The 22,681-nt window shown below is 68.9% G+C and carries 17 protein-coding genes; 6 read left to right on the plus strand and 11 right to left on the minus strand.

The window, feature by feature from the left end; translation table 11 throughout:
- Positions 1–21: 21 nt before the first annotated feature.
- Positions 22–1,119: a two-component system sensor histidine kinase NtrB gene (locus ACYCO6_RS09780; protein WP_459771522.1), complete on the plus strand. Its 1,098-nt coding sequence runs from the start codon at positions 22–24 to the stop codon at positions 1,117–1,119.
- A gap of 126 nt (positions 1,120–1,245) precedes the next feature.
- Positions 1,246–2,214 (plus strand): TIM44-like domain-containing protein, encoded by a 969-nt coding sequence (locus tag ACYCO6_RS09785; RefSeq protein WP_459771525.1) that lies wholly within the window; start codon positions 1,246–1,248, stop codon positions 2,212–2,214.
- Between the two features lie 46 nt (positions 2,215–2,260).
- On the opposite strand, the gene rsmA is transcribed toward ACYCO6_RS09785, so the two are convergent.
- From rsmA to lptF, 5 genes are all read right to left on the minus strand, one after another.
- Positions 2,261–3,139, minus strand: a complete 879-nt coding sequence (gene rsmA / locus ACYCO6_RS09790) for a 16S rRNA (adenine(1518)-N(6)/adenine(1519)-N(6))-dimethyltransferase RsmA (protein WP_459771527.1) — start codon at positions 3,137–3,139, stop codon at positions 2,261–2,263.
- Positions 3,140–3,149: 10 nt separating this feature from the next.
- Positions 3,150–4,268 (minus strand): 4-hydroxythreonine-4-phosphate dehydrogenase PdxA, encoded by a 1,119-nt coding sequence (gene pdxA / locus ACYCO6_RS09795; RefSeq protein WP_459771529.1) that lies wholly within the window; start codon positions 4,266–4,268, stop codon positions 3,150–3,152.
- Positions 4,269–4,327: 59 nt separating this feature from the next.
- Positions 4,328–6,907, minus strand: a complete 2,580-nt coding sequence (locus ACYCO6_RS09800) for an LPS-assembly protein LptD (protein ID WP_459771531.1) — start codon at positions 6,905–6,907, stop codon at positions 4,328–4,330.
- Between the two features lie 77 nt (positions 6,908–6,984).
- Positions 6,985–8,073 carry an LPS export ABC transporter permease LptG gene (gene lptG / locus ACYCO6_RS09805; protein ID WP_459771533.1) on the minus strand — a complete coding sequence of 363 codons (1,089 nt, stop codon included), beginning with the start codon at positions 8,071–8,073 and terminating at the stop codon, positions 6,985–6,987.
- Between the two features lie 7 nt (positions 8,074–8,080).
- The gene (lptF, locus tag ACYCO6_RS09810; protein WP_459771536.1) at positions 8,081–9,241 is read right to left on the minus strand and encodes an LPS export ABC transporter permease LptF; all 1,161 of its coding nucleotides are present in this window, start codon (positions 9,239–9,241) and stop codon (positions 8,081–8,083) included.
- A gap of 184 nt (positions 9,242–9,425) precedes the next feature.
- On the opposite strand from lptF, the gene ACYCO6_RS09815 reads away from it, so the two are divergent.
- From ACYCO6_RS09815 to msrP, 4 genes are all read left to right on the plus strand, one after another.
- Positions 9,426–10,937, plus strand: coding sequence for a leucyl aminopeptidase (locus tag ACYCO6_RS09815; RefSeq protein ID WP_459771540.1), 1,512 nt, complete (start codon positions 9,426–9,428; stop codon positions 10,935–10,937).
- A gap of 125 nt (positions 10,938–11,062) precedes the next feature.
- Complete coding sequence (locus tag ACYCO6_RS09820; protein ID WP_459771543.1) at positions 11,063–11,689, plus strand: hypothetical protein; 627 nt, start codon at positions 11,063–11,065, stop codon at positions 11,687–11,689.
- Between the two features lie 99 nt (positions 11,690–11,788).
- The gene (locus tag ACYCO6_RS09825; protein ID WP_459771546.1) at positions 11,789–13,543 is read left to right on the plus strand and encodes an AMP-binding protein; all 1,755 of its coding nucleotides are present in this window, start codon (positions 11,789–11,791) and stop codon (positions 13,541–13,543) included.
- 151 nt (positions 13,544–13,694) lie between these two features.
- Entirely contained in the window at positions 13,695–14,648 is a 954-nt protein-coding gene (gene msrP, locus ACYCO6_RS09830; protein ID WP_459771548.1) for a protein-methionine-sulfoxide reductase catalytic subunit MsrP, read from the plus strand.
- A gap of 37 nt (positions 14,649–14,685) precedes the next feature.
- Here the strand turns inward: msrP and ACYCO6_RS09835 are convergent, their stop codons facing one another.
- The 6 genes from ACYCO6_RS09835 to carB form a co-directional block, all read right to left on the minus strand.
- On the minus strand, positions 14,686–15,576 hold the full coding sequence (locus ACYCO6_RS09835; protein ID WP_459771550.1) for a LysR family transcriptional regulator: 891 nt from the start codon (positions 15,574–15,576) through the stop codon (positions 14,686–14,688).
- Between the two features lie 247 nt (positions 15,577–15,823).
- Positions 15,824–16,804, minus strand: a complete 981-nt coding sequence (gene trxB, locus ACYCO6_RS09840; protein WP_459771552.1) for a thioredoxin-disulfide reductase — start codon at positions 16,802–16,804, stop codon at positions 15,824–15,826.
- A gap of 14 nt (positions 16,805–16,818) precedes the next feature.
- Positions 16,819–17,868 (minus strand): mitochondrial fission ELM1 family protein, encoded by a 1,050-nt coding sequence (locus ACYCO6_RS09845; RefSeq protein WP_459771554.1) that lies wholly within the window; start codon positions 17,866–17,868, stop codon positions 16,819–16,821.
- Between the two features lie 60 nt (positions 17,869–17,928).
- Positions 17,929–18,429 carry a hypothetical protein gene (locus tag ACYCO6_RS09850; protein WP_459771556.1) on the minus strand — a complete coding sequence of 167 codons (501 nt, stop codon included), beginning with the start codon at positions 18,427–18,429 and terminating at the stop codon, positions 17,929–17,931.
- A 5-nt stretch (positions 18,430–18,434) separates the two neighbouring features.
- Positions 18,435–18,911 carry a transcription elongation factor GreA gene (greA, locus tag ACYCO6_RS09855; RefSeq protein ID WP_459773495.1) on the minus strand — a complete coding sequence of 159 codons (477 nt, stop codon included), beginning with the start codon at positions 18,909–18,911 and terminating at the stop codon, positions 18,435–18,437.
- 90 nt (positions 18,912–19,001) lie between these two features.
- Positions 19,002–22,475, minus strand: a complete 3,474-nt coding sequence (carB, locus tag ACYCO6_RS09860) for a carbamoyl-phosphate synthase large subunit (protein WP_459771558.1) — start codon at positions 22,473–22,475, stop codon at positions 19,002–19,004.
- Between the last annotated feature and the right edge of the window lie 206 nt (positions 22,476–22,681).

The raw sequence follows: 22,681 nt of genomic DNA on the forward strand, positions 1-22,681 counted from the left end.
TCCGCTGAGCGCGAACGCAGCATGGCGCAGCCCAGGACGGATCACGGTACGGACGAGCGTGAGCCGCTCACGGGCGAGACCCGCGCGCTCCTCGACGCCCTCCCGACGCCGAGCCTCCTCTTCGACGCGCGGGGTCGGATTCGGCACGCCAATCCGGCCCTCGAACGGCTGTCCGGCTTTTCGGCATCGATGCTGGCGGAGCGCGGTCTCGACCTGATCTTGGTGGCCCAAACCACGCCGCCCGACCCGACCCGCGACGAGCCGCAGGAATTTCTGGCGGTGCGGGCGGACGGGACGAACTTCTGGGCCTGCCTCGACACCGCGCCGCTGCCCGGCACCACCTGCCGCGTCGGCCAGATGCTGGATGTCACGGCGCGGCGCGAGGCCGAAGGTGCGCTCGCGCTCTCCCGACAGCGCGAGGCGCTGGGTCTGCTGACCAACAGCGTGGCACACGAGTTCAACAACTTCCTGCAGATCCTGATCGGCTATATCGACGGCCTGAAGCGCCGGCTTGGCGACCGCCAGGAACCGTTCATCCAGCGGGCGCTCACACGTTCGGCCGATGCCACCGAGCGGGCCGCGATCCTCACCCGCCAGCTGCTCGCCTATTCCCGGCGCATCGCCCCCGACGTGCGTCCGGTCGACCTCGACGCCATCGTGGCGGATGTCGCCGCCCGCCTGGCGCCCGATCTGCCGCCCGGGATCCGCATCACCGTGACGGCGACGCCCGGCCTGCCGCGGGCCATCAGCAACCCGACACAGATCGAGTTCGCTCTGCGGCAACTGGTCGCCAATGCGTGCGAAGCTATGCCGTCCGGCGGAATGCTGACGCTCTCGACCTTCCGGATCGATCCGGGCGACCGCGCCCTGCAGCAGCCGGCCGACGGCAGTGTCGGCATCGTCGTAAGCGATACCGGCCAGGGCATGTCGCCCGAGATGCTCGCACGGGCGCTCGCACCGTTCCAGACCAGCCGCGAGGCGGGCCGCGGCGCAGGCCTCGCCATCGTGCACGGGCTGATGAAGCGCCAGAACGGCACCATCACCCTCGACAGCCAGCCGGGTGAAGGCACGCAGGTCCGCCTGGCGTTTCCCGCGGCGCCGGAGCGCACGCTGCACTGATCGGCGGAGCGGTGGAAAACGTCACCGCGGCGCTATTCGCGCAGGACTAAAACCTACCCTCGGCCGTTCCCATATGGTCACTGGCGCTCTCGACGCCATCCTGTTCTCGTCCTCTGAGGCGTGTACATGCTTACCCAGACTTCGCGCCGCCGGCGCGTGGCCGCCCTCCTGGCGCTGGCCGCCGCACTGAGCGTCGCGGCCCCCGTCGCAGAAGCCCGTCCGGGCGGTGGCGGATCCTTCGGTTCCCGGGGCTCGCGCACCTACACGGCGCCGTCAGCCACGCCGACCGCTCCAGGCGGCGGCATGACGATGCAGCGCTCCCAGACCGCGCCATCCCCTGGGATGGGCAGCCCCGGCATGCAGGCTCCGGCCGCGCTCGGGCGCCGGTTCGGCGGCGGCTTCTTCGCGGGCCTCCTCGGCGCCGGCCTGCTCGGTGCCCTGCTCGGCGGCGGCTTCTTCGGCGGCCTCGGCGGCCTCGCCTCGATGATCGGCCTGCTGTTCCAGGTCGGGCTCCTCGTCCTCGTGGTGATGCTGGCCCTGCGGTTCTTCCGCCGCCGGAGCGAGCCGGCCGGTGCCGGTGCGCCCTACGCGCGCTCCTCCTTCGACGGCCAGCCGGGCCGGGGTGGTCCGATGGGCGGTGCTCCCGGTGGCACCGGAGCCGGCATGTTCGGCGGGCAGCGCCCGCCGCAGACCCGCCCGGTGCAGATCGGCCCGGCCGACTACCAGGCGTTCGAGCGGCTGCTCGGCGACATCCAGGACGCCTATTCCCGCGAGGATCGGGTGACGCTTGCGAACCTGTCGACGCCCGAGATGGTGAGCTACTTCGATGAGGAGCTGCGCAACAACGCGGCTCGCGGCGTGGTGAACAAGATCTCGGACGTGAAGCTGCTCCAGGGCGACCTGGCGGAAGCCTGGGGCGAGGATCGCACCGACTACGCGACCGTGGCGATGCGCTACGCGCTCAAGGACGTGATGGTCGAGCGGGCGAGCGGCCGTGTCGTGCAGACCGACGCCTCCGAGGCGACGGAGCTCTGGACCTTCTCGCGCCAGCCCGGCCGGGGCTGGGTGCTCTCGGCGATCCAGCAGACCCGCTGATCGCGACCGCACTCCGGCCCACGGGCCGGAGCCGCTTGATCATCCGTCACGCCGGCGCCGTCACCGCGGCGCCGGTTTTTCTATGGGCGTCCCACAGGTTCGCGAGGTCCACGAAGCCCGCCACCGGGACCTCCTCGGCCCGGGCCGTCTCGGCGAGGCCCGCCGCCGCCAGCAGGGCCCCGGCCTCCGGCGTCAGCGCCTTCAGGCTCTGGCGCAGCATCTTGCGGCGCTGGCCGAAAGCCGCCCGGGTCACCGCCTCCAGCGCGCCGGCCCGGCAGGGCAGGGGTCGCGCCCGCGGCACCAAGCGCACCACGCTCGACGTGACCTTGGGGGGCGGCACGAAGGCCGAGGGGCTGACATCGAACAGGATGTCGGCCTGGGTGCGCCACCCGCAGAGCACGCCGAGCCGGCCGTAATCGGCCCGCTCCTCCGGGCCCGCGACGATCCGCTCGGCGACCTCCCGCTGGAACATCAGCACGGCCTGATCCCACCAGGGCGGCCAAGCCTCGCCGTCGAGCCAGCCGGTGAGCAGCGCCGTGCCGACATTGTAGGGCAGGTTGGCGACGATCCGGGCCGGCCCCGATCCCACGAGTGGCCGGGGATCGAAAGCGAGGGCGTCGGCATCAACCACTTCGAGCCGACCGGGATAATGGGCGGCGATCTCGGCGAGCGCCGGCAGGGCGCGCGGATCGCGCTCGATCGCAACCACCCGCGCCGCACCCTCGGCGAGGAGCGCCCGGGTCAGGCCGCCCGGGCCCGGACCGACCTCCACCACCGTCATACCCTCGAGCGGTCCGGCGGCGCGGGCGATCCGGCCGGTGAGGTTGAGGTCGTACAGGAAGTTCTGGCCCAGCGCCTTCTTCGGCTCCAGGCCGTGCCGGGCCACGACGTCGCGAAGCGGCGGGAGTCCGTCCCCGGCGCTCAAGGCTCGACCCTCACAACTCGTCCTCCGGGTCGAAGTGTCGGGCGCCAGCCGGCTTCGGCCGTCCGGCGTAGACGCTGAACGGGATCACGTCGGCACTGCCGGGCGCGGCCTCGTTGCGGGCGGCCGCGTTGGCCGCGAGCCGGTCCGCGAGGCGCAGTGCCGCAACGAGGCTGTCGGGCCGCGCGATGCCCTTGCCGGCGATGTCGAACGCGGTGCCGTGATCCGGCGAGGTGCGCACGAAAGGAAGTCCGAGGGTGACATTCACGCCGTCATCGAACGCGATGGTCTTGATCGGGATCAGCGCCTGGTCGTGGGTCGGCGCCAGGGCGACGTCGTAGGTCCGCCGGGCGCGGGCATGGAACAGGGTGTCGGCTGGCAGCGGTCCGCGTACGTCGATCCCCTGGGCGCGCAGCCGCGCCACCGCCGGAGCGAGCACGTCCCGGTCCTCGTGGCCGATGGTGCCGGCCTCTCCGGCATGCGGGTTCAGCCCGGCGAGGACCAAGCGCGGCTCCGGCAGGCCGAAACGCTCCCGCAGGTCCCGGGCCACGATGCGAGCGGTCTCCTCGACGAGATCCTGGGTGAGGAGGCCCGGCACGTCCTTGAGCGGGACATGAATCGTCACTGGCACCACGGAGAGCTCTGTGCTCCAGATCATCATCACAGGCCGCGGCGGCGTGCAGCCAGCGGGCACCGACAGGGCGGCCAGAAACTCGGTGTGACCGGGATGGGCGAAGCCCGCCCGGGTCAGCACGAACTTGGCGATCGGGTTGGTCACCACCGCACTCGCGCGCCGGGCCTTCACGAAATCCACCGCGGCCGTGATCGACTCGATGATCGCACCGGCATTGACGGAATCCGGCACGCCAGGCTCGGCGGCGACGCTGGCGCCGCTCGGAAGCGGCACCACCGGCAGGGCGCGCGGGAAGACCTCGACGGCAGTCTCCGGATCGACCTCCGCCACCGGCACCGGGCGGCCGAGGCGGTGCGCGAGGCGCTCGATGAAAGCCGGGTCGCCCACGAGGAAGAACGGCGGCAACGGATCCGCGCCGCCGCGCCCGAGCCAGGCGCTGAGCGCCAGCTCCGGGCCGATCCCGGCAGGGTCCCCGAGAGTGAGGGCGAGAGGTGGCATGGACGGGTCTATAGCGCCCCCGCAGCGCGGGCGCATCCTCGCCGCGGGCCCGTTCGCGACTACCGCACCGAGGCGATACCGTCCGCCGTATTGGCCGTGCCGACGTTCTGCCGCAGATCCGCCTCGCCCAGCGTTTTCAGCTCGACGCGCAGCAGCACGGTCTGATTGCGCTCGCGCACGCCGGTGGCGGTGGCGATCGGCGAGTTGATGTAGTTGAGCGAGACGGTGGTGCACTCGTCCTGATAGCCGCCGCCGAAGCTGGCGCCCGAGAGATAGAACCGCCCCGGATTCTGGTAGATCGGCACGGTCCCGACCGGGTTGGCCAAGTAGGACGTCAGCGCGTCCGCGTAGGTGTTGCGCACGTCGAGGTAGTGCGTGAGATCGACGAGCAGCGAGCCCGAGAGGAACCAGTTCGGCGTGATGTTGTACGTCGCAGTGGCCGTGATGCCTTCACGGTAGTGGCTGTACCCGAGTAGCGGCTGTGCCTCGTAGTACGAGTAGAAGGCCGACAGGGTGAGCGGCACGAAGGGCGCGAACCGCGCCGTCGCCCCGGTCTCGAACCGCGCCACGTGGAAGTCGGACTGGTTGAACCGGGCCCGGCTGATGAACGTGATGTTCTGGTTCGGGGAGACCTGGAAGCGGCCCACGAAGTCCGAGCGCTGCGTCTCCAGGCCGGAATCGAGACCCACATTGGCGATGTCGCCGCGGCGGAACGAGTTCACGCCGGCAAGCTGGATCGACTCGCCGAACAGCACGTTCGCGTACCAACCGGACGGGGTGACGACCGAGTACTGGCCGCCGAGATTGGTGCGCACGCCGCCCTCGACCCGGTCGTAGCCCGAGAACTTGTCCCACTCGAACAGCGATGTGTCGTCGAAGACGAGACTCTGCGCGTCCTCGTTCGGCAGGTGGCCGATCCGCGTCTCTGACGGACGGGCGATGATCTGGCCGATCGGCTCCAGGGTATGGACGCCCAGCGCCCCGAAATTGGCGACGAACGGATAGCGATAGTCGAGGCCGACCGCCGGCATGACGCGGCCGGCGAATCCTTCGTTGATCGTCGCCACCTGGGGCGCGAGGTTGTTCTGGTAGCCCGAGAAGCTCGGGTTGGTGAAGAACGCATCGGTCCGAAGATAGGCGAACGGCGTGAACTTCTGACCCCAATCGTCGATGAAGCTGCGCCGCCAGGACAGTTCGGCGGAGGCGCGCGTGTTCGTGCCGGCCAGTCCCTGGATCAGGCAGGTGCCGCGCTGGAAGATCGTGCAGGTCTGGTAGAGCGGGAAGCTGACGCCGTTGACGCTCGGCGAGAACACGTAGCTCGCGGTGCGCGGCAGACCTTGGTACTGGGTGGTCTCGCGGGTCAGGCTGGTGATGTTCGCCTGGAAACGGACCTCGCCACCGATCTCCGACGGGCCGTTGACGCGCTTGTCGTAGTCGATGACCGGCGCGACGACCGGCTGCTGCTTCTGCCAGTCGAAGCTCGACAGGCCCTTGAAGTAGTAGCCGCGCGCCTCGAACCACGAGCGGTCGCCCTGGCCGATAAGGAAGGCCGTCGAGGTCGCCTCACGGAAATAGTCCGTGGTGATGTTCTGGTTGCGGATCCGATAATTGTCGAGGAACCACTTGTCGGTGACGCCGACGAGATCCCAGCCGGTCCGCCAGCGCGGGTTGATGTAGAACCGCCCCTCCGATTCCACCGAGCCGCGGAAATCGCGGTCGCCGGCGCCCAGTGGGCTCGGCAGGAAGGCCGAGGGCGTCGTCTGCGAGATGCCCGACAGGCGGATATTGTAGAAGCCGTTGTCGATCCGCTGGCGGAACTCGCCCTGAGCGAGCAGGCCCTGGCGGCTGAGCAGCGTCGGCGTCAGCGTCAGATCGTAATTGGGCGCGAGGTCGACGAAGTACGGCAGCGATACGCCATTGCCCAGCGCGGTCGTCGTGACGAAGCGCGGGGTCAGGAAGCCGGTCTTGCGCTTCACGGTCGGATCCGGCGCCTCGAAATACGGCAGGTAGGCGACCGGGATCCCGGCGATCTCCAGGGTGGACTCGTCGAAGTAGACCGTGTGGGTCTCGTTATCGTGGATGATCTTCTTCGCCTTGATCTGCCAGAGCGGCGGCGTCTCGGGATTGTCCTTGCAGGGCTCGCACGCGGTGTAGCTGCCGGACTCGAAGCTCGTCTGCTCGCCGTTCAGGCGCTCCGCCCGGGGGGCGGAGAAGCGGGTGCGCACGGTCTCGAACTTCCGCTGCACCGTCTGCTGGCCGCGGAAGGCGTCAACGAAGCCGGTCTTGAAATCGTCGGTGAGCTCCATGCGCTCGCCGGTCACGACCCCGCCATCGGCCTCTGTGAGGCGGACATTACCCTCCGCGAAGACGCGGCCGGTGTTGCGGTCGTAGCGGACGCGGTCGGCCTGGAGGGTCCGCGAGCCGTAATGCAGCTCGGCATTGCCCCGGGCCGTCACTGTGCTGTGGTCGTTGTCGTAGATCAGCTCGTCGGCCTCGACGAGGAGCTTGTCGCCGGGCTTGCCGACCTTCACGGCGGGCAGACCCTGGGCGTGCGCCGACACGCCCACCGCCAGCGGCGGGACGAGCGCGAGCGCGGCCAAGGAGCCCGCCTTCCGCAGGATGTCGGCGACCTTACGCAACGCGCGTCCCAACCCCTGTGACGTTTGCCGCCACGAACCTCAACACCCGTCTCCCTCCCCGCGAAGGATCGCGGGAGTCAGCCGTCTTCCTGGTACAGAAGCGTGAGCGTACCGAGAAGACTGCCTACCACGGCCGGGAACCAGGCCGCCACCGGTGCGGCGACGAGGCCGGACGCACCCAGCCCCTCCATGACCTGTCGGATCACGTAGAGGGCGAAGCCGGCCGCGACGCCACCGAGGACGAGTTTGCCAACACCACCAAAGCGGAAGAACCGTAAGGAAACGGTTGCAGCCACGATAACCATGGCGACGAACAGGACCGGTCTTGCCCACAGGACATCGTACTGAAGGCGGTACCGGGTCGCGTCCAAACCGGCCCGCTCCGTCCGCGCGATGGTTGTGGGAAGTTGCCAGAAAGGCACAGATTCCGGGGGCGTGAAGCGCTGCCGCACCTGTCCTGGATCGAGGTTCGAGGCGATCAGGTAGGTGTCGAACGACTCAGGCGGTGCGTCCGGTGTGAGAACGCGCACATCGGACAACTCCCAATAGCCATCGTGGAGCGTGGCGCGGGCGGCCACGAGCTGCTCGGCGAACTTGCCCGCGTCGTCGAAGGTGAAGACCGAGACGCCCGACAGGGTCGTGGTCCCCTCCACGGCGGTCTCGGCGCGCAGGATCGCCTCGCCGTCGCTGCCCTTCTGGCGGATCCAGAGATCCTTGCCCGAGCTGGCCTTGGTCGATTTGGCGAAGATCTTCGCCTCGATCTCGGTGGAGCGCTGCTTCAGCATCGCCGAGACCGGGTTGTAGACCCCCACCGCCACCGCGCCGAGGGCCAGCGCCACGAAGAAGCCCGGCTGCAGGAACTGCCAGGCCGAGATCCCCGCGGCGCGAGCGACCACGAGCTCCAGCTTGCGCGAGAGCTGGAGCAGGGCCGCCATCGAGCCGAACAGGACCGCGAAGGGCAGCACGCCCTCGGCGACCGCGGGGGTGCGGTAAAGCGAGAGCTGCGCCATGAGCCCCGTGGACGCACCCTCGGCATCGCCGGCACGCCGCAGCAACTCGACGAAGTCGAGCGTGTAGACCAGCGCGAAGACGGTGACGAAGACGCCGAGCACCGTGCGGGCGAACCGGGCGGCGAAGTATCGCCCGAGGGTTGGACCGATCAGCATGGCCGGCTCAGGTCGCTGGAGCGAGCCGTTGGCCGCGAACCAGGGTCCGCAGCCCGCGCCCCAGCGCGGCGTTGAAGGCGCGCACGCGCGGCCCGAAGAAGATCAGGAGACTGGAGAGGAGGATCGCGAGCAGCGGCACGCCGTAGACGGCGGCGACCGCCCCGGGGCTGCGCGCGGCGGCGCTGACCGCCGCGAAGCCGCCGATGCGCAGGGCCACCACGGCGAGGATCGCCCCGGCAATCGCGAGCCCGCGTCCCTGGCGGGTCGTGCGCGGATCTCCCAGCGCCGCGAAGGCGATGAAGACGAGCGCCAGAGGATAGAGGCAGGCGGAGAGCCGGTCGTGCAGCTCGGCCCGGAAACGCCCCTTCTGGAGCTGGTAGTAGCCCTCAGTCCTGTCGGGGAACAGGAGCTGCGCGGTCGAGCGCTCCCGCGGCTTGTAGATCGTGTCGGAATCCGGGGGCGCGAAGGCCGCGAGGTCGATCGTGTACCGCTCGAAGGTCAGGATCGAGGAATCGTGCGAGTCCTTCTGCTGCTGATGGACGCTGCCGTTCTCGAGGATCAGGTAGCTCTGGCCGTCGACATCGACCGCGTTGCCCCGCTCGGCGAGGTAGACCTTGGTCTTGCCGGCCTCGCGCCGGTCCTGGATGAACAGGCCCTTGAGGGTGCCGCCCGGTCCGCGCTCGCGGAAATGGAAGGTGATGCCGTTGTCGAGCTGGGTGAACTGCCCCTCCTTGACGACGTTCGCGATGAAGTCGCCCCGGACCCGGGTGATTACGTCGCGCAGCTCCTGGAAGCTCGCCGGCATGACGACCACCACGAGGAAACCCACGAGAAAGCTCACGATCAGCGCCAGCGTCAGGAACGGCCGCAGGAGCGAGCGCGGCGGCATCCCGGCCGCCGACATGACGATCAGCTCGGAATCGCCGTTGAGCTTGTTGAGTGCGTAGACGGTGCCGATGAACAGGGCCACCGGCGCAATCACCACGAGCAGGGTCGGGAGCGACAGGCCCGTGACGAACAGGAAGACCAGCAGCGTCTGGCCCTTGGCGGTCACGAGGTCCAGCTCGCGCAGCGCCTGCGTCAGCCAGATCGTGCCGGTCAGCCCGACCAGGCAGGCGATGGTAGCCCCGAGGGCGATCCGAAAGATGTAACGTTCGATCTGCCTCATCGGCCCGGCAGTCCCGCCCGTCCTCTCGCGCCCTCGGGCCGGCAGGGAACCGACAAAAGGGGCGATTCCAGGGCTGTCGCGCCGCGTTGCGTTCTTCGCCTCAGCGGCTACACAGGGCGGATGGCCCGCACGACGGCGTGCGGGTGCGTAGTACGGCTCCGGGATAACGGGCAGGGCGGCGGGTATGGCGGACGGTATCGAGATCGGTTTCGGCCCCCTGGAGCAGAGTGGCCAAGGGCCGGGTGGATCCGGCGATCTCGTGGTGTTCGTCGGCGACGATCTCGCCCTCGGACCGGCCGCCCGGGACATGCTGGGCGCTCCGGGCGTGGACCTCGTCGCCCGCGCGGCGACCTCGGAGAAGTTCAAGGGCCGCTCGCTCAGCGCCATGAGCCTGCCGGCGCCGGCGGACGTCCCGGCCGAGCGGCTGGTGGTCGTGGGCCTGGGGTCCGAGAAGGACCGCGCCAAGATCGACTGGCCCGCGCTCGGCGGCTTCACCTCCAGCAAGGTCTCCGGCCGCACGGCCCGGGTGATGCTCGACTGGCCCGGCGCGACGGTGAGCGCGACGGAGGCCGGTGAGTTCGCCCTCGGAGCCCGGCTGCGCACCTATGCGTTCGACCGCTACAAGACCAAGAAGAAGCCTGACGCCGACGAGAAGGCGGGAACCGCGCTCACCCTCCTGCTGGCCGATCACGGGGCAGCGACGCGCGCGGGTGAGAGCGCAAGGACGCTCGCAGACGGCGTGATGCTGGCCCGCGACCTCGTCAACGAGCCGCCGAACGTGCTCTTCCCGGAGGAATTCGCCCGGCGCGCCTCGGAACTGTCGAAGCTCGGCGTCGAGATCGAGGTGCTGGAGCCCGCGCGGATGCGCGAGCTGGGCATGGGTGCGCTGCTGGCCGTGGCCCAGGGATCGGCCCGCGAGCCGCGCCTCGTGATCATGCGCTGGAACGGCGGCCCCGCCGGCGAGGCGCCGCTCGCCTTCATCGGCAAGGGCGTGGTGTTCGATTCCGGCGGCGTCTCCATCAAGCCGGGCGGCGGCATGGAGGACATGAAGGGCGACATGGGCGGCGCCGCCGCGGTGGTCGGCGCGATGCATGCGCTCGCTGCCCGCAAGGCGCGCTGCAACGTGGTCGGCGCCATCGGCATCGTCGAGAACATGCCGGACGGCGGCTCCTACCGCCCCTCCGACATCCTGACCTCGATGTCGGGCCAGACGATCGAGGTGATCAACACCGACGCGGAGGGCCGGCTGGTTCTGGCCGACGTGATCACCCACGTGATCCGCAGCGCCAAGCCGAAGGCGATGGTGGATCTCGCGACGCTCACGGGCGCGATCATCGTGGCGCTCGGCCAGGACATCGCCGGCATGTTCTCGAACGACGATACGCTCGCGGGCAACATCCACGCCGCCGGCGAGGCGACGGGCGAGAAGGTCTGGCGGATGCCGCTGATCCCCGCCTACGACAAGGCGATCGATTCCAAGTTCGCCGACATGAAGAATACCGGCGGCCGTCACGGCGGCGCGGCCACCGCGGCGTCGTTCATCAAGCGCTACGTCGAGGATGTGCCGTGGGCGCATCTCGACATCGCCGGCGTGGCGATGTCGTCGAACGCTAGCGAGATCAACCGCAGCTGGGGCGCGGGCTGGGGCGTGCGCCTGCTGGATCGGCTGGTCCGGGATCATTACGAGGCCCGGTAGAGCCGTTCCCTTCCGGCCCGATGCCTGCGCACCCGAACGCCGCCCCTGATCCGGTCCGGGCCGGAGCGGCGGGACACGCGCGTCGAGGAGTTGGCCCGCTCACGGCCTCCGGTCCGACCCTGGTCATGCTGGCTTCGCTCGTGCTTGTGGCCGCCAGCGGCTTCAGCCAGCGCTCGCCCGTGCCGGAGACGGTCGAGCCCTGGATCTACGGCTACTTCGTCACGCGCTACCCGCTCTTCGCCTTCGCGCTCGTCTACGGGATCGCTTACCTCGTCTCGGTGGCGGCAGGACCCGGGCCCGCCTCGACACCGCGGCGGATCCTGTTCGGCCTCGCCGGCATCATCGCCCTGACTTTGGCCGGGCTCTATCCGACCTTCGGCGGCGTGATCCTTCGAGCCGGGTTCGCCACCGGCGGGATGGCGTTCCTAACGCATCAGCCTTTGTGGCTTGCCTATGCGCTGGGGGCCGGGGTGGCGGCGGCCCTGTTCGGCGGCATCCTCGGTCTCTTCGCGACCGCGGCGAACGGCCCGCTGCGGCCGCGCTTCAGCCGGTTCGGTTCCGCAGCCCTCGCCTTCTTGGCTCTGTGGTTCGGCGCGACCCTCATCGGATCGGCCGGAAGCCTCGGTGTCGGCCCCTGGCCCAGCCGCGCACTCCGGCCCGAGGAGGCCGGCCTCGCAGGGCTCCTCCTGGTCGTCGCCGCCCTCCCTCACGCCACGCTGGCGACATTGCGCCGGCTTCGTCCAGCCTCCTGAGACCCCTGCCTTGCGGGCGAGAGCCCGGTCGCGCACAGTCGGGGCATCTGCGTTGGGGGGACTCGGCCGTCGAGAGCTGAGCCTGCAGGAGGCACCGCGATGCGCGAGGCGAACGTGATCGAGCACGGCGCTCAGGCTCCCGCGTCCGGGCGGACGTCGGACCCAACGGCCGATCGGAGATCGGAGCGCCCGTGGCTGGCCTCTTACCCGCCCGGGGTGCCGGCGGAGATCGACGTGGCGAGGCTCGGCACCCTCGTCGATCTGTTCGAGACCAGCATGACCGCCTTCGCCGACCGGCCGGCGATGCTCTGCTTCGGCTCGACCATGACCTACGCGACTTTGGGCCGGCAGGCACGCGATCTCGCGGCCTGGCTGCGGATGCAGGGTCTGTCGAAGGGTGACCGCGTCGCAATCATGCTGCCGAACGTGCCGGCCTACGCGGTGGCGATCTTCGGTGTCCTGCTCGCCGGCGGCACGGTGGTCAACACCAACCCGCTCTACACGCCGCGGGAGTTCGCCCAGCAGATCAACGATTCCGGGGCACGGATCCTGATCGTCCTGGAGAATTTCGGCGCCACGGTCGCGGCGGCCCTGCCGGACGTCACCCTGCAGCGGGTCGCTTTGGTGGGACCGGGCGACGGGCTCGGCCTGAAGGGCCGGATCATCAACCTCGCCAGCCGGCACGTGCGCAAGGCGGTGCCTCCGTTCCACCTGCCGGACGGTCTCGCGGTCCCGTTCGAGTCCGTCCTGCGCCGGGGCCGCGGGCTGCCCCGCGTGTCGGTGCCGGTCAAGCCGGAGGATCTCGCCTTCCTGCAATATACCGGCGGCACCACGGGCATCGCCAAGGCGGCGATGCTGACCCACCGCAACATCATGGCGAATGTCGAGCAGTCGCAGCTCTGGTTCGACTCCAAGGATCCGAACGTCCAGCGCTGCGTGGTCACGGCGCTTCCGCTTTATCACATCTTCGCGCTCACCGCGTGCTTCTTCCAGTTCATGCGCAGCGGCGGCTCGTGCCTGCTGATCCCCAACCCCCGCGACTGCGACGGCATGGTGAAGACGCTGAGCCGCACACCCTTCACCCACCTGATGGGCGTCAACACCCTGTTCAACGTGCTGCTCAACCACCCGAAGATCGGCACGGTGGACTTCTCGAAGCTCGATTTCGTGGTCGGGGGCGGCACGGCGGTGCAGCGGGCGGTGGCCGAGCGCTGGAAGGCGCTCACCGGCACCACGATCATCGAGGGCTATGGCCTGTCCGAGACGTCGCCCGTCGTGTGCGTCAACCCGCGCGGGATGCGCGGCTTCTCCGGAACGATCGGCTTCCCGCTGCCATCGACGGAGGTGTCGATCCGCGACGTGACCGGTCAGCCGGTGCCGCAGGGACTGCCCGGTGAAATCTGCGTGCGCGGCCCGCAGGTGATGCGCGGCTACTGGAACCGGCCGGAGGAAACGGCGCGTGCCATGACTCCGGACGGGTTCTTCCGGACCGGCGATGTCGCCATCATGCAGGCCGACGGCCAGTTCAAGATCGTGGACCGGATGAAGGACATGATCCTCGTCTCCGGGTTTAACGTCTATCCGAACGAGGTCGAGGACGTGCTGGCCGCGCATCCCGCCGTGCTCGAATGCGCCGTGGTCGGTGCGCCGAGCGAGGAGACCGGCGAGATGGTCGTGGCCCACGTCGTCCTGAAGGACCCAGCCGTGTCGGCCGAGACCCTGCGGGCGCATGCGCGCACGCAGCTCACCGGCTACAAGGTCCCGCGCCGCGTGGTGCTCCACGAGTCGCTGCCCAAGACCAATGTCGGCAAGGTGTTGCGGCGAATGCTGCGGGACGAGACTCCGCAGGCCTGAAGCCAGACTCGAATTGCCGGCGGCAAGCCGGCGCTTCCCGGCAGCGTAACCTCCGGACCCGATCGCCGAATGGTGAGGCTGCGGCGCTTGCACCTCTTTCGGCGCGAGCCGATCTGTGAGTTGTGCACAAGGAAGTTCCGAGGAGGCGGCCATGTTGATCAAGCGCAAGCGTCGATGGGAGATTCCGGAGCACCTCGCCACGCCCGAGGCCGTGTTCCTGAACCGCCGAGCCCTGATCGGCGGTGCAGCCGGGCTGGCCGCCGGGTCCCTTTTGGACTGTCGGGCGGCGTTTGCGGCCTCCGGCGAGGAAGCGCTCTACCCGGCCTCCCGCAACCCCGCCTACACCCTCGACCGTCCAGTCACGCCCGAGCGCTTCAGCGCCGACTACAACAACTTCTACGAGTTCGGCACGTCCAAGACCGTCCTGCCGGCCGCGAACGCGCTCAAGACGCAGCCCTGGACGCTGAAGATCGAGGGGTTGGTGGAGAAGCCGTTCGAGATCGGCGTCGACGACCTGATCCGGAAGGTCGGCTTGGAGGAGCGGCTCTACCGTCACCGCTGTGTCGAGGCGTGGTCGATGGCCGTACCGTGGACCGGCTTCCCGCTCTCGAAGCTGGTGGCGCTCGCCAAACCGAGTTCGGGCGCGAAGTACATCCGCTTCGAGACTTTCATGGACAAGGCGATGGCGCCCGGCCAGCGGGCCTTCTTCTATCCCTGGCCTTATACGGAAGGCCTGACGCTCGCTGAGGCCAGCAACGACCTCGCTTTCATGGTCACCGGAATCTACGGGAAGCCGCTCCCCAACCAGTTCGGCGCACCGATCCGCATCGCGGTGCCTTGGAAGTACGGGTTCAAATCCGCGAAGTCGCTGGTGAAGGTGTCGTTCACCGCCGACCGCCCGAAAACTTTCTGGGAGGGGCTGCAATCGTCGGAATACGGCTTCTGGGCCAACGTGAACCCCGCCGTGTCACATCCGCGCTGGAGCCAGGCGACGGAGCGCGTGCTCGGGACCGACCAGCGCGTGCCGACGCTGATCTACAACGGCTACGGTGAGCAGGTCGCCGATCTCTACAAGGGGCTCGAAGGCGAGCGGCTGTTCGTCTGACGCGCTCGACCGGCCATGAGCGCCACCAGCCCGGTGCTCAGTAGGTCCAGCGCTGCGCCTTCGACACCAGGAAGTCGCGAAACGCCTGGACCCGGGCGACCGAGCGCATCTCCTCGGCGTAGACGAGGTAGCTCTCGAGGCTCGGCATCTCGGTCTCGCGCAGCACCTGCGTGAGCTGCTGGCCACCATCCACCGCGTAGTCCGGCAGGATGCCGATGCCGGCGCCGGCTTCCATGGCGCGCTGCAGGGCGCCGATATTGTTGACGGTCAGGTGGACGTGGCGTCGCTCACGGCCCTCGCGCCCGGCATCCGCCAGCCAGTGGGCGGCCAGAAGGTAGGAGGGCTCGTTGCCGCCGAACGAGACGAGCCGGTGGTCGTCCAGCTCCTCGATGGTCTTCGGCTCGCCGAAGCGCTTGACGTAATCGTGGCTCGCGAAGGCGTGGTAGTGCACGGTGAAGAGCCGTCGCTGGATCAGGTCCGGCTGGGCGGGGCGGCGCATGCGGATCGCTACGTCCGCCTCGCGCATGGCGAGGTCCAGTTCCTCGTTGGTGAGGATCAGCTCGATGCGCACGTCCGGGTAAAGGTCGAGGAACTCACCGACCCTCTGGGACAGCCAGGACGTGCCCAGGCCCACCGTCGTGGTGACCTTGAGATCGCCGGTCGGCCGCTCGGAGGTCTCCACCAGCCGGGCGCGTGTGTTCTCCAGGCGCAGCTTCATGTCCCGCGCCGCGCGGAACAGCAGATCCCCCTGCTCGGTGAGAAGGAGGCCGCGGGCATGACGGTGGAAGAGCGGCGCCTTCAGCTCGCGCTCCAGGGCGCTGATCTGGCGGCTCACCGCGGATTGGCTGAGGCCGATATCGTCGCCCGCCTTGGTGAAGCTGCCGGCCTCTGCGACGTTCAGGAAGATCCGGATCTTATCCCAATCCAAGGCAAGAACCCCTACCAGCGCGGGCCCGCGCCCTGCGCCTCGATAAGGGAGCGCACAACGCGTGGGCGAATCACCGGGCGAACAACGCGGTGCCAAGCGGGGCACCGCGCGGGTATGCAATAGTTGCATCCCGGCGCAGTCGGCACCCCTATGCGCATGGTGCATGGTCCGGCGCAAGCACAACGATGGGGAAGTTGTTGAAAGGAAGCCGCCGGCAGCGCCTTTCGGACGGGCCGGCGGCGCGACCTTACTCGGCCGCGGCCGCCTGGACCGGGCTCTCGCCGATCTCCATGTTGGCGAGGAACTTTTCAGCCTCCAGCGCGGCCATGCAGCCCATGCCGGCGGCCGTGATCGCCTGCCGATAGACGTCGTCGGTGACGTCGCCGGCCGCGAACACGCCCGGGATCTCGGTTTCTGTGGTGCCGGGCTTCACGGTCAGGTAGCCGCCGTGGCGCATCGGCAGCTGCCCATCGAAGATCGCGGTCGCGGGCTGATGCCCGATCGCCACGAACACGCCGTCGGCCTTCACCTCGCTGATCTCGCCCGAGCGCGGATCCTTGAGCCGCACATGGGTCACGCTCGGCGCGGGCTTCTGGACGCCGCAAATCTCGGCAATCTCCCGGTGCCACAGCACCTCGACGTTCGGGTGCTTGAACAGGCGCTCCTGCAGGATCCGTTCGGCGCGGAAACTGTCGCGGCGGTGAATCACCGTCACCTTGCTGGCGATATTGGCGAGATACAGCGCCTCCTCGACCGCGGTGTTGCCGCCGCCGACCACGACCACCTCCTTGCCGCGGAAGAAGAACCCGTCGCAGGTCGCGCAGGCCGAGACGCCGCCGCCCTGGAAGGCAGCCTCGGACGGCAGGCCGAGCCATTTCGCCTGCGCACCGGTGGCGATGATCAGGGCGTCGCAGGAATAGGTCTCCCCGGAATCGGCCTCAAGCCGGAACGGCCGCTGCTTGAGATCGACCTTGGTGATGTATTCCGAGACGATGCGTGTGCCGACGTGCTCGGCCTGGAGCCGCATCTGCTCCATGAGCCACGGGCCCTGAATCGCCTCGGCGAAACCGGGATAGTTCTCGACATCGGTGGTGATCATCAGCTGGCCACCCGGCTGGAAGCCGGAGATCAGCAGCGGCTCGACCATGGCGCGGGCCGCGTAAATCGCCGCCGTGTAGCCGGCGGGTCCCGAGCCGATGATCACGAGCTTGGCGTGGGTATGGGCCATCTCTCTCGGTCTCCTCAGGCCGGTCCGGCCGCACGGCGCGCAGCATAGGCATCGGCGAGCGCCTGCGCGATCACCGGCGTCGCGTCGATGGGCTTGTATGTCAGATCCACCAACTGACCGGTGAACGGCCGCAACGCGCCGGCAATCGCCAAGCCGGCGAACATCCGCCGATGCCGGATATAGGTGCGCGGCAGGTCGAACAGCAGAACCGGGGCGCCGGTCGCCACCGCCTCGCTGACCATGTTGGCCGAATCGGAGGTGACCACGATCGCCTCCGCGAGGGCCAGCATGGCGACGTAGGGATTGTCGCCCGTGCCGTCCCAGAGGAACCCCCCGGTTTCGGCGGCGAGCGCCTTCACGGCATCCCGAAGCGGGTTGGGCGTCCGGCGCGAGATCGTGACCATGAGCCGGCAGCCCTGATCGGCCAGGCTGCGCAGATCCTCCACGAGGCGGATCATGTCGGTCTTGCGATAGCTCAGATGCCGGCTGTCGCCGCCGACCAAGACGGCCACCCGAGGTCCGTCGAGCCGTGCGAGCCGCGGATCCGGTCTGGCACGGGCTGCGGCCAGGCGCGCCGCCGTGACGAGGTGCGGCGCCGTCAACGTCGTGAAGACGTTGGGGCCGCGCAGATCGTCGTAATCCGGAACCCAGATGAAGTCCGCGCTGTCCTCGCCGGTGCGCGGATCCTTCAGGAAGGCCGTGAAGGTGCGGCCACCGGTGGCGCGGCGCACGGCCCGGAGATAGGGCACGGACCGTCGTCCGGATGCGATGAGGAGGTCGGGGTAGGGACCCGCCAGGGCCCCGTCGCGGCGGCGGGGTCCCTCGCGGGGATCGATCGGGCCCCAGGGTGCCATCCAGCCGAACGGCCCGGAGGCGGGCACCTGCCGGATCTCAAAATCGAGGCCCAGGGTCTCGGCGATACCGACGCACTGGTTCTCGTCGCCGGCCTTGCCGTCGGTGACGACCCAGGCGCGGGCGCGGGAGAGTTCGGGCAGGCGCTCAGACCACGGATCCGGGCGGCTGAGCGGGGCGGTTCTCGCCTCCGACACGTCGATGCTTGCCATGCTCCTCACCGGAAACGCCCCGGTCCGCGAACTGGCCACGGACAGGGACTCGCGGCCGTTCTAATCCCGCGGCAGGTCCCGGGCGAGCCACTGGGCGTAGATGTCGGCGATCGCCGCAAGCCGTCGCCCCTCGAATTGCGGATCGTACCAAGCGCCGCCGTAGCTCGACGGCGTCGCGGTCATCTGCGGGTAGCGCCCGAGCACCTGCCCCTTGGGACCGATGAGCAGCGCCTCGCCCTCCATGTAGTCGGTCTCGAAATTGCCGCCGAAGCCGCGCAGGGCACCGCTCCCGACATAGGGCCGCAGCGACAGGCTCGTCACAACCACGACGAGGTGCGGCCCGCGGCCGCCGATCCGGCCGACGAAGTTCTTCCGCAGGGCGTCGGTCAGGTCGCCGGCCAGCGCCTCGGCCTGCAGCCCCGCGCCCTTGTCGAGGAGCGGCCGCACGTCGACCCGGACGTCGGAGAAGACCGGGGTCGGCGGGAAATCGCTCGCCGCCGCGGATCCCGCGACGGCACCGAGGAGCAGGCCGGCGAGCCGGCCCCAGAAACGTGGACGCATTGGGTTCAGGCGCCGTACTGCACGGCGACGACCTCGTAGGACTTGCCGCCGCCGGGCGTCGTGACCTCGACGGTGTCGCCGACCCCCTTGCCGATCAGGGCGCGGGCGATCGGGGAAGTGATCGAGACGCGGCCTGACCGCACGTCGGCCTCAGGCTCGCCGACGATTTGGTAGGTCTTCTCCTCCTCCGTGTCCTCGTCGACGAGCTTCACGGTGGCGCCGAACTTGATCTTGTTGCCGGAGAGCTTCGAAACATCGATGATCTCGGCGCGCGCGATCATGCTCTCGAGCTCCATGACGCGGCCCTCGTTGTGGGACTGCGCTTCCTTGGCGGCGTGATACTCCGCGTTCTCCGACAGGTCACCAAGCGCGCGCGCCTCAGCGATCGCCTGGATGATGCGCTGGCGCTCCACCTGCTGCCGGTGCTTCAGCTCCTCCTCGAGGGCTGCGAAGCCGCGGACCGTGATCGGAACCTTGTCTATCGTCATCGTCTCGCGCCACAATGAAGAGGCCCGGCCGAGAGTGCAGCACTCTCTCCGGGCCACGAGATAAAGTCAGCGGGACCCTGAGGCTCAGGCCGCAAAGTATTCCTGCAACGCGCGGACCTTGAGATCGCCTTCTAGATAGGCCTTGATCCCCTCGGCCGCTGCCATCGCGCCGGCCAGAGTGGTGTAATACGGCACCTTATGCAAGAGGGCCGCGCGCCGGAGGGAGCGCGAGTCCGACAAGGCCCCCGCGCCCTCGGTGGTGTTCAGGACGAGGTGGATCCCGCCGTTCTTGATTGCGTCGACGATATGCGGTCGGCCTTCGAGGACCTTGTTGATCCGCTCGGCGGGGACGCCGCTCTCAACCAGATAGCGCTGCGTGCCGCCGGTCGCCAGGATCGAGAAGCCGAGATCGGACAGGAGCTTCATGGTCGGCAGGATGCGGGCCTTGTCGGCATCCCGCACCGAGACGAACACCGCGCCCGCCTTCGGGACCTGAGTCCCCGAGCCGAGCTGGCTCTTGGCGAAGGCGACGCCGAAGCTTGCATCCAGCCCGATCACCTCGCCGGTGGAGCGCATCTCCGGCCCGAGCAGCACATCGACGCCCGGGAAGCGGGCGAACGGGAAGACCGCCTCCTTCACGGCGATGTGCGGCAGGGTCTTCGGTTTGAGACCGAAGGCCGAGAGCGTCTCGCCCGCCATGATCCGCGCCGCGATCTTGGCGATCGGCTCGCCGATGACCTTGGCCACGAAGGGCACGGTCCGGGAGGCACGGGGGTTCACTTCCAGGACGTAGATGGTGCCGTCCTTGATGGCGTACTGCACGTTCATGAGGCCGACGACGTTCAGGGCCAGCGCCATGGCCTTCGTCTGCCGTTCCAGCTCGGCCATGATCTCGGGCGAGAGCGAGCGCGGCGGCAGGGAGCAGGCCGAATCGCCGGAATGGATGCCCGCCTCCTCGATGTGCTCCATGATGCCGGCGATGAACACGTCCGTGCCGTCGCAGACCGCATCGACGTCCACCTCGACCGCATCCGACAGGTAGCGGTCGAACAGGAGGGGGTTCTTGCCCAGCACCGTGTTGATCTGGCCTGTCTTGTCGTTCGGGTAGCGGGCCTTCACCTCGGACGGGATCAGGCTCGGCAGGGTGTCGAGGAGGTAGTCGGCGAACTGCGTCTCGTCGCGGATGATCGCCATGGCGCGGCCACCCAGCACGTAGCTGGGACGCACCACGAAGGGCAGCCCGAGATCGGCGGCGACCAGCCGGCTCTGCTCCACCGAGTAGGCGATGCCGTTCTTCGGCTGCTTCAGCCCGTGCTTGTCGAGGAGCCGCTTGAACTGATCGCGGTCCTCGGCGAGGTCGATGGCGTCGGGCGAGGTGCCGAGAATCGGTACCCCGGCGGCCTCGAGGGCGCGGGCGAGCTTCAGCGGGGTCTGGCCGCCGAACTGCACGATGACGCCGTGCAGGGTGCCGGCCTGCCGCTCGGTCTCAATGATCTCCAGCACGTCCTCGGCGGTGAGCGGCTCGAAGTAGAGCCGGTCGGAGGTGTCGTAGTCGGTCGAGACCGTCTCCGGGTTGCAGTTGACCATGATGGTCTCGTAGCCCGCGTCCGAGAGCGCGAAGCAGGCGTGGCAGCAGCAATAGTCGAACTCAATGCCCTGGCCGATCCGGTTCGGGCCACCGCCGAGGATCACGACCTTCTTGCGGTCCGAGGGCTGCGCCTCGTCCACCACCGCACCGGCGAAGGGGGCCACGTAGGTCGAGTACATGTAGGCGGTGGGCGACTTGAACTCGGCCGCGCAGGTGTCGATCCGCTTGAAGACCGGGCGCACGGCGAGCGCCCGGCGCTTGGCGCGCACCTCGGCCTCCTCGACGCCTGCCAGCACCGCGAGACGCGCATCCGAGAAGCCGGCGGCCTTGAGCTGGCGGAAGGCGCCCGCGGTGCCCGGCAGACCGTGGGCCTTCACCCGGTTCTCCAAGTCGATGATCGCCTGCAGCTGCTCCAGGAACCACGGATCGATCTTGCAGGAGGCGTAGACCTGCTCGTGACTGACGCCGAGCCGCAGGGCCTGCGCCACCTTCAGGAGTCGGTCCGGGGTCGGGGTGCCGATCGCCGCCTTGATGGCGTTGTGGTCATCGCCCTTGCCGAGGCCCTCGATCTCGATGTCGTCGAGACCGGTCAGCCCCGTCTCCAGGGAGCGGAGCGCCTTCTGCAGCGATTCGGCGAAGCAGCGGCCGATCGCCATGGCCTCACCCACCGACTTCATGGCGGTGGTCAGCGTCGGCTCGGCACCCGGGAACTTCTCGAAGGCGAAGCGCGGGATCTTGGTGACGACGTAGTCGATCGTCGGCTCGAAGGAGGCCGGGGTCGCGCCGCCGGTGATATCGTTGGCGATCTCATCGAGCGTGTAGCCGACCGCGAGCTTGGCCGCGACTTTGGCGATCGGGAAGCCGGTGGCCTTCGAGGCGAGCGCCGAGGAGCGCGACACGCGCGGGTTCATCTCGATCACGATCATGCGCCCGTTCTCGGGGTTGATCGCGAACTGCACGTTCGAGCCGCCGGTCTCGACGCCGATCTCGCGGAGCACCGCGAGGGAGGCGTCGCGCATCACCTGGTATTCCTTGTCGGTGAGCGTCAGCGCGGGGGCGACGGTGATGGAGTCGCCGGTATGGACGCCCATCGGGTCGATGTTCTCGATGGAGCAGACGATGATGCAGTTGTCGTTCCGGTCGCGGACGACCTCCATCTCGTACTCCTTCCAGCCGAGCACGCTCTCCTCGATCAGCACCTCGTTGGTCGGCGAGGCATCGATGCCGCGCTCGACGATGTCGAGGAACTCCTCGCGGTTGTAGGCGATGCCGCCGCCGGTGCCGCCCATGGTGAAGGAGGGGCGGATGATCGCCGGCAGGCCGACCTCGGCCAGCGCGATCAGGGCCTGACCCAGGGCGTGCTCGCCGTAGCGCTTGCGCCGGTCGGTCTCGCCGGCCGTCCAGCTCTTCTCGAAGGCCGCAAGGGCGACCCGGCGCGCCTCCGGATCGGTGTTGGCGGATTCGATGCGCGCAACCTCGGCGAGGTACTTCTCGCGGTCGGCCTTCTTGGCGGCAGAGGCATTGGCGAGTGCCGATTTCGGGGTGTCGAGCCCGATCTTGGTCATGGCGTCGCGGAACAGGCTCCGGTCCTCGGCCTTGTCGATGGCTTCCGCAGTGGCGCCGATCATCTGCACGCCGTACTTGGCGAGTACGCCCATCTTCTGCAGCGAGAGCGCGCAGTTGAGCGCCGTCTGTCCGCCCATGGTCGGCAGGATCGCGTCCGGGCGCTCCTTCTCGATGATCTTGGCGACGATCTCGGGCGTGATCGGCTCGACATAGGTCGCGTCCGCCATGTCCGGATCGGTCATGATGGTCGCGGGATTCGAGTTGACCAGGACGATCCGGTAGCCCTCCTCGCGGAGTGCCTTGCAGGCCTGGGTCCCGGAATAGTCGAACTCGCAGGCCTGTCCGATGATGATCGGACCCGCACCGATGATCAGGATCGAGGAGATGTCGGTGCGCTTGGGCATCTGCGGCCTTCTCAGGCCAAGCGCGCCCGATCGGGCACGGCTCGTCTCAGCCGTGCTCCCGGACGCGCGTGGCGGGATTGTCGTTGAGCCCCGCGTTTACACGGGCGGCGGGCTCATTGGAAGGCCGGGAGAAGGCCGGGCCGCATCCGCAACCTGGACGCGCAGCCACTGCATGGCCTCCGGTTCGGTTTCCGACGGGGATCTCT

Source organism: Methylobacterium sp. CM6257 (assembly GCF_054611515.1).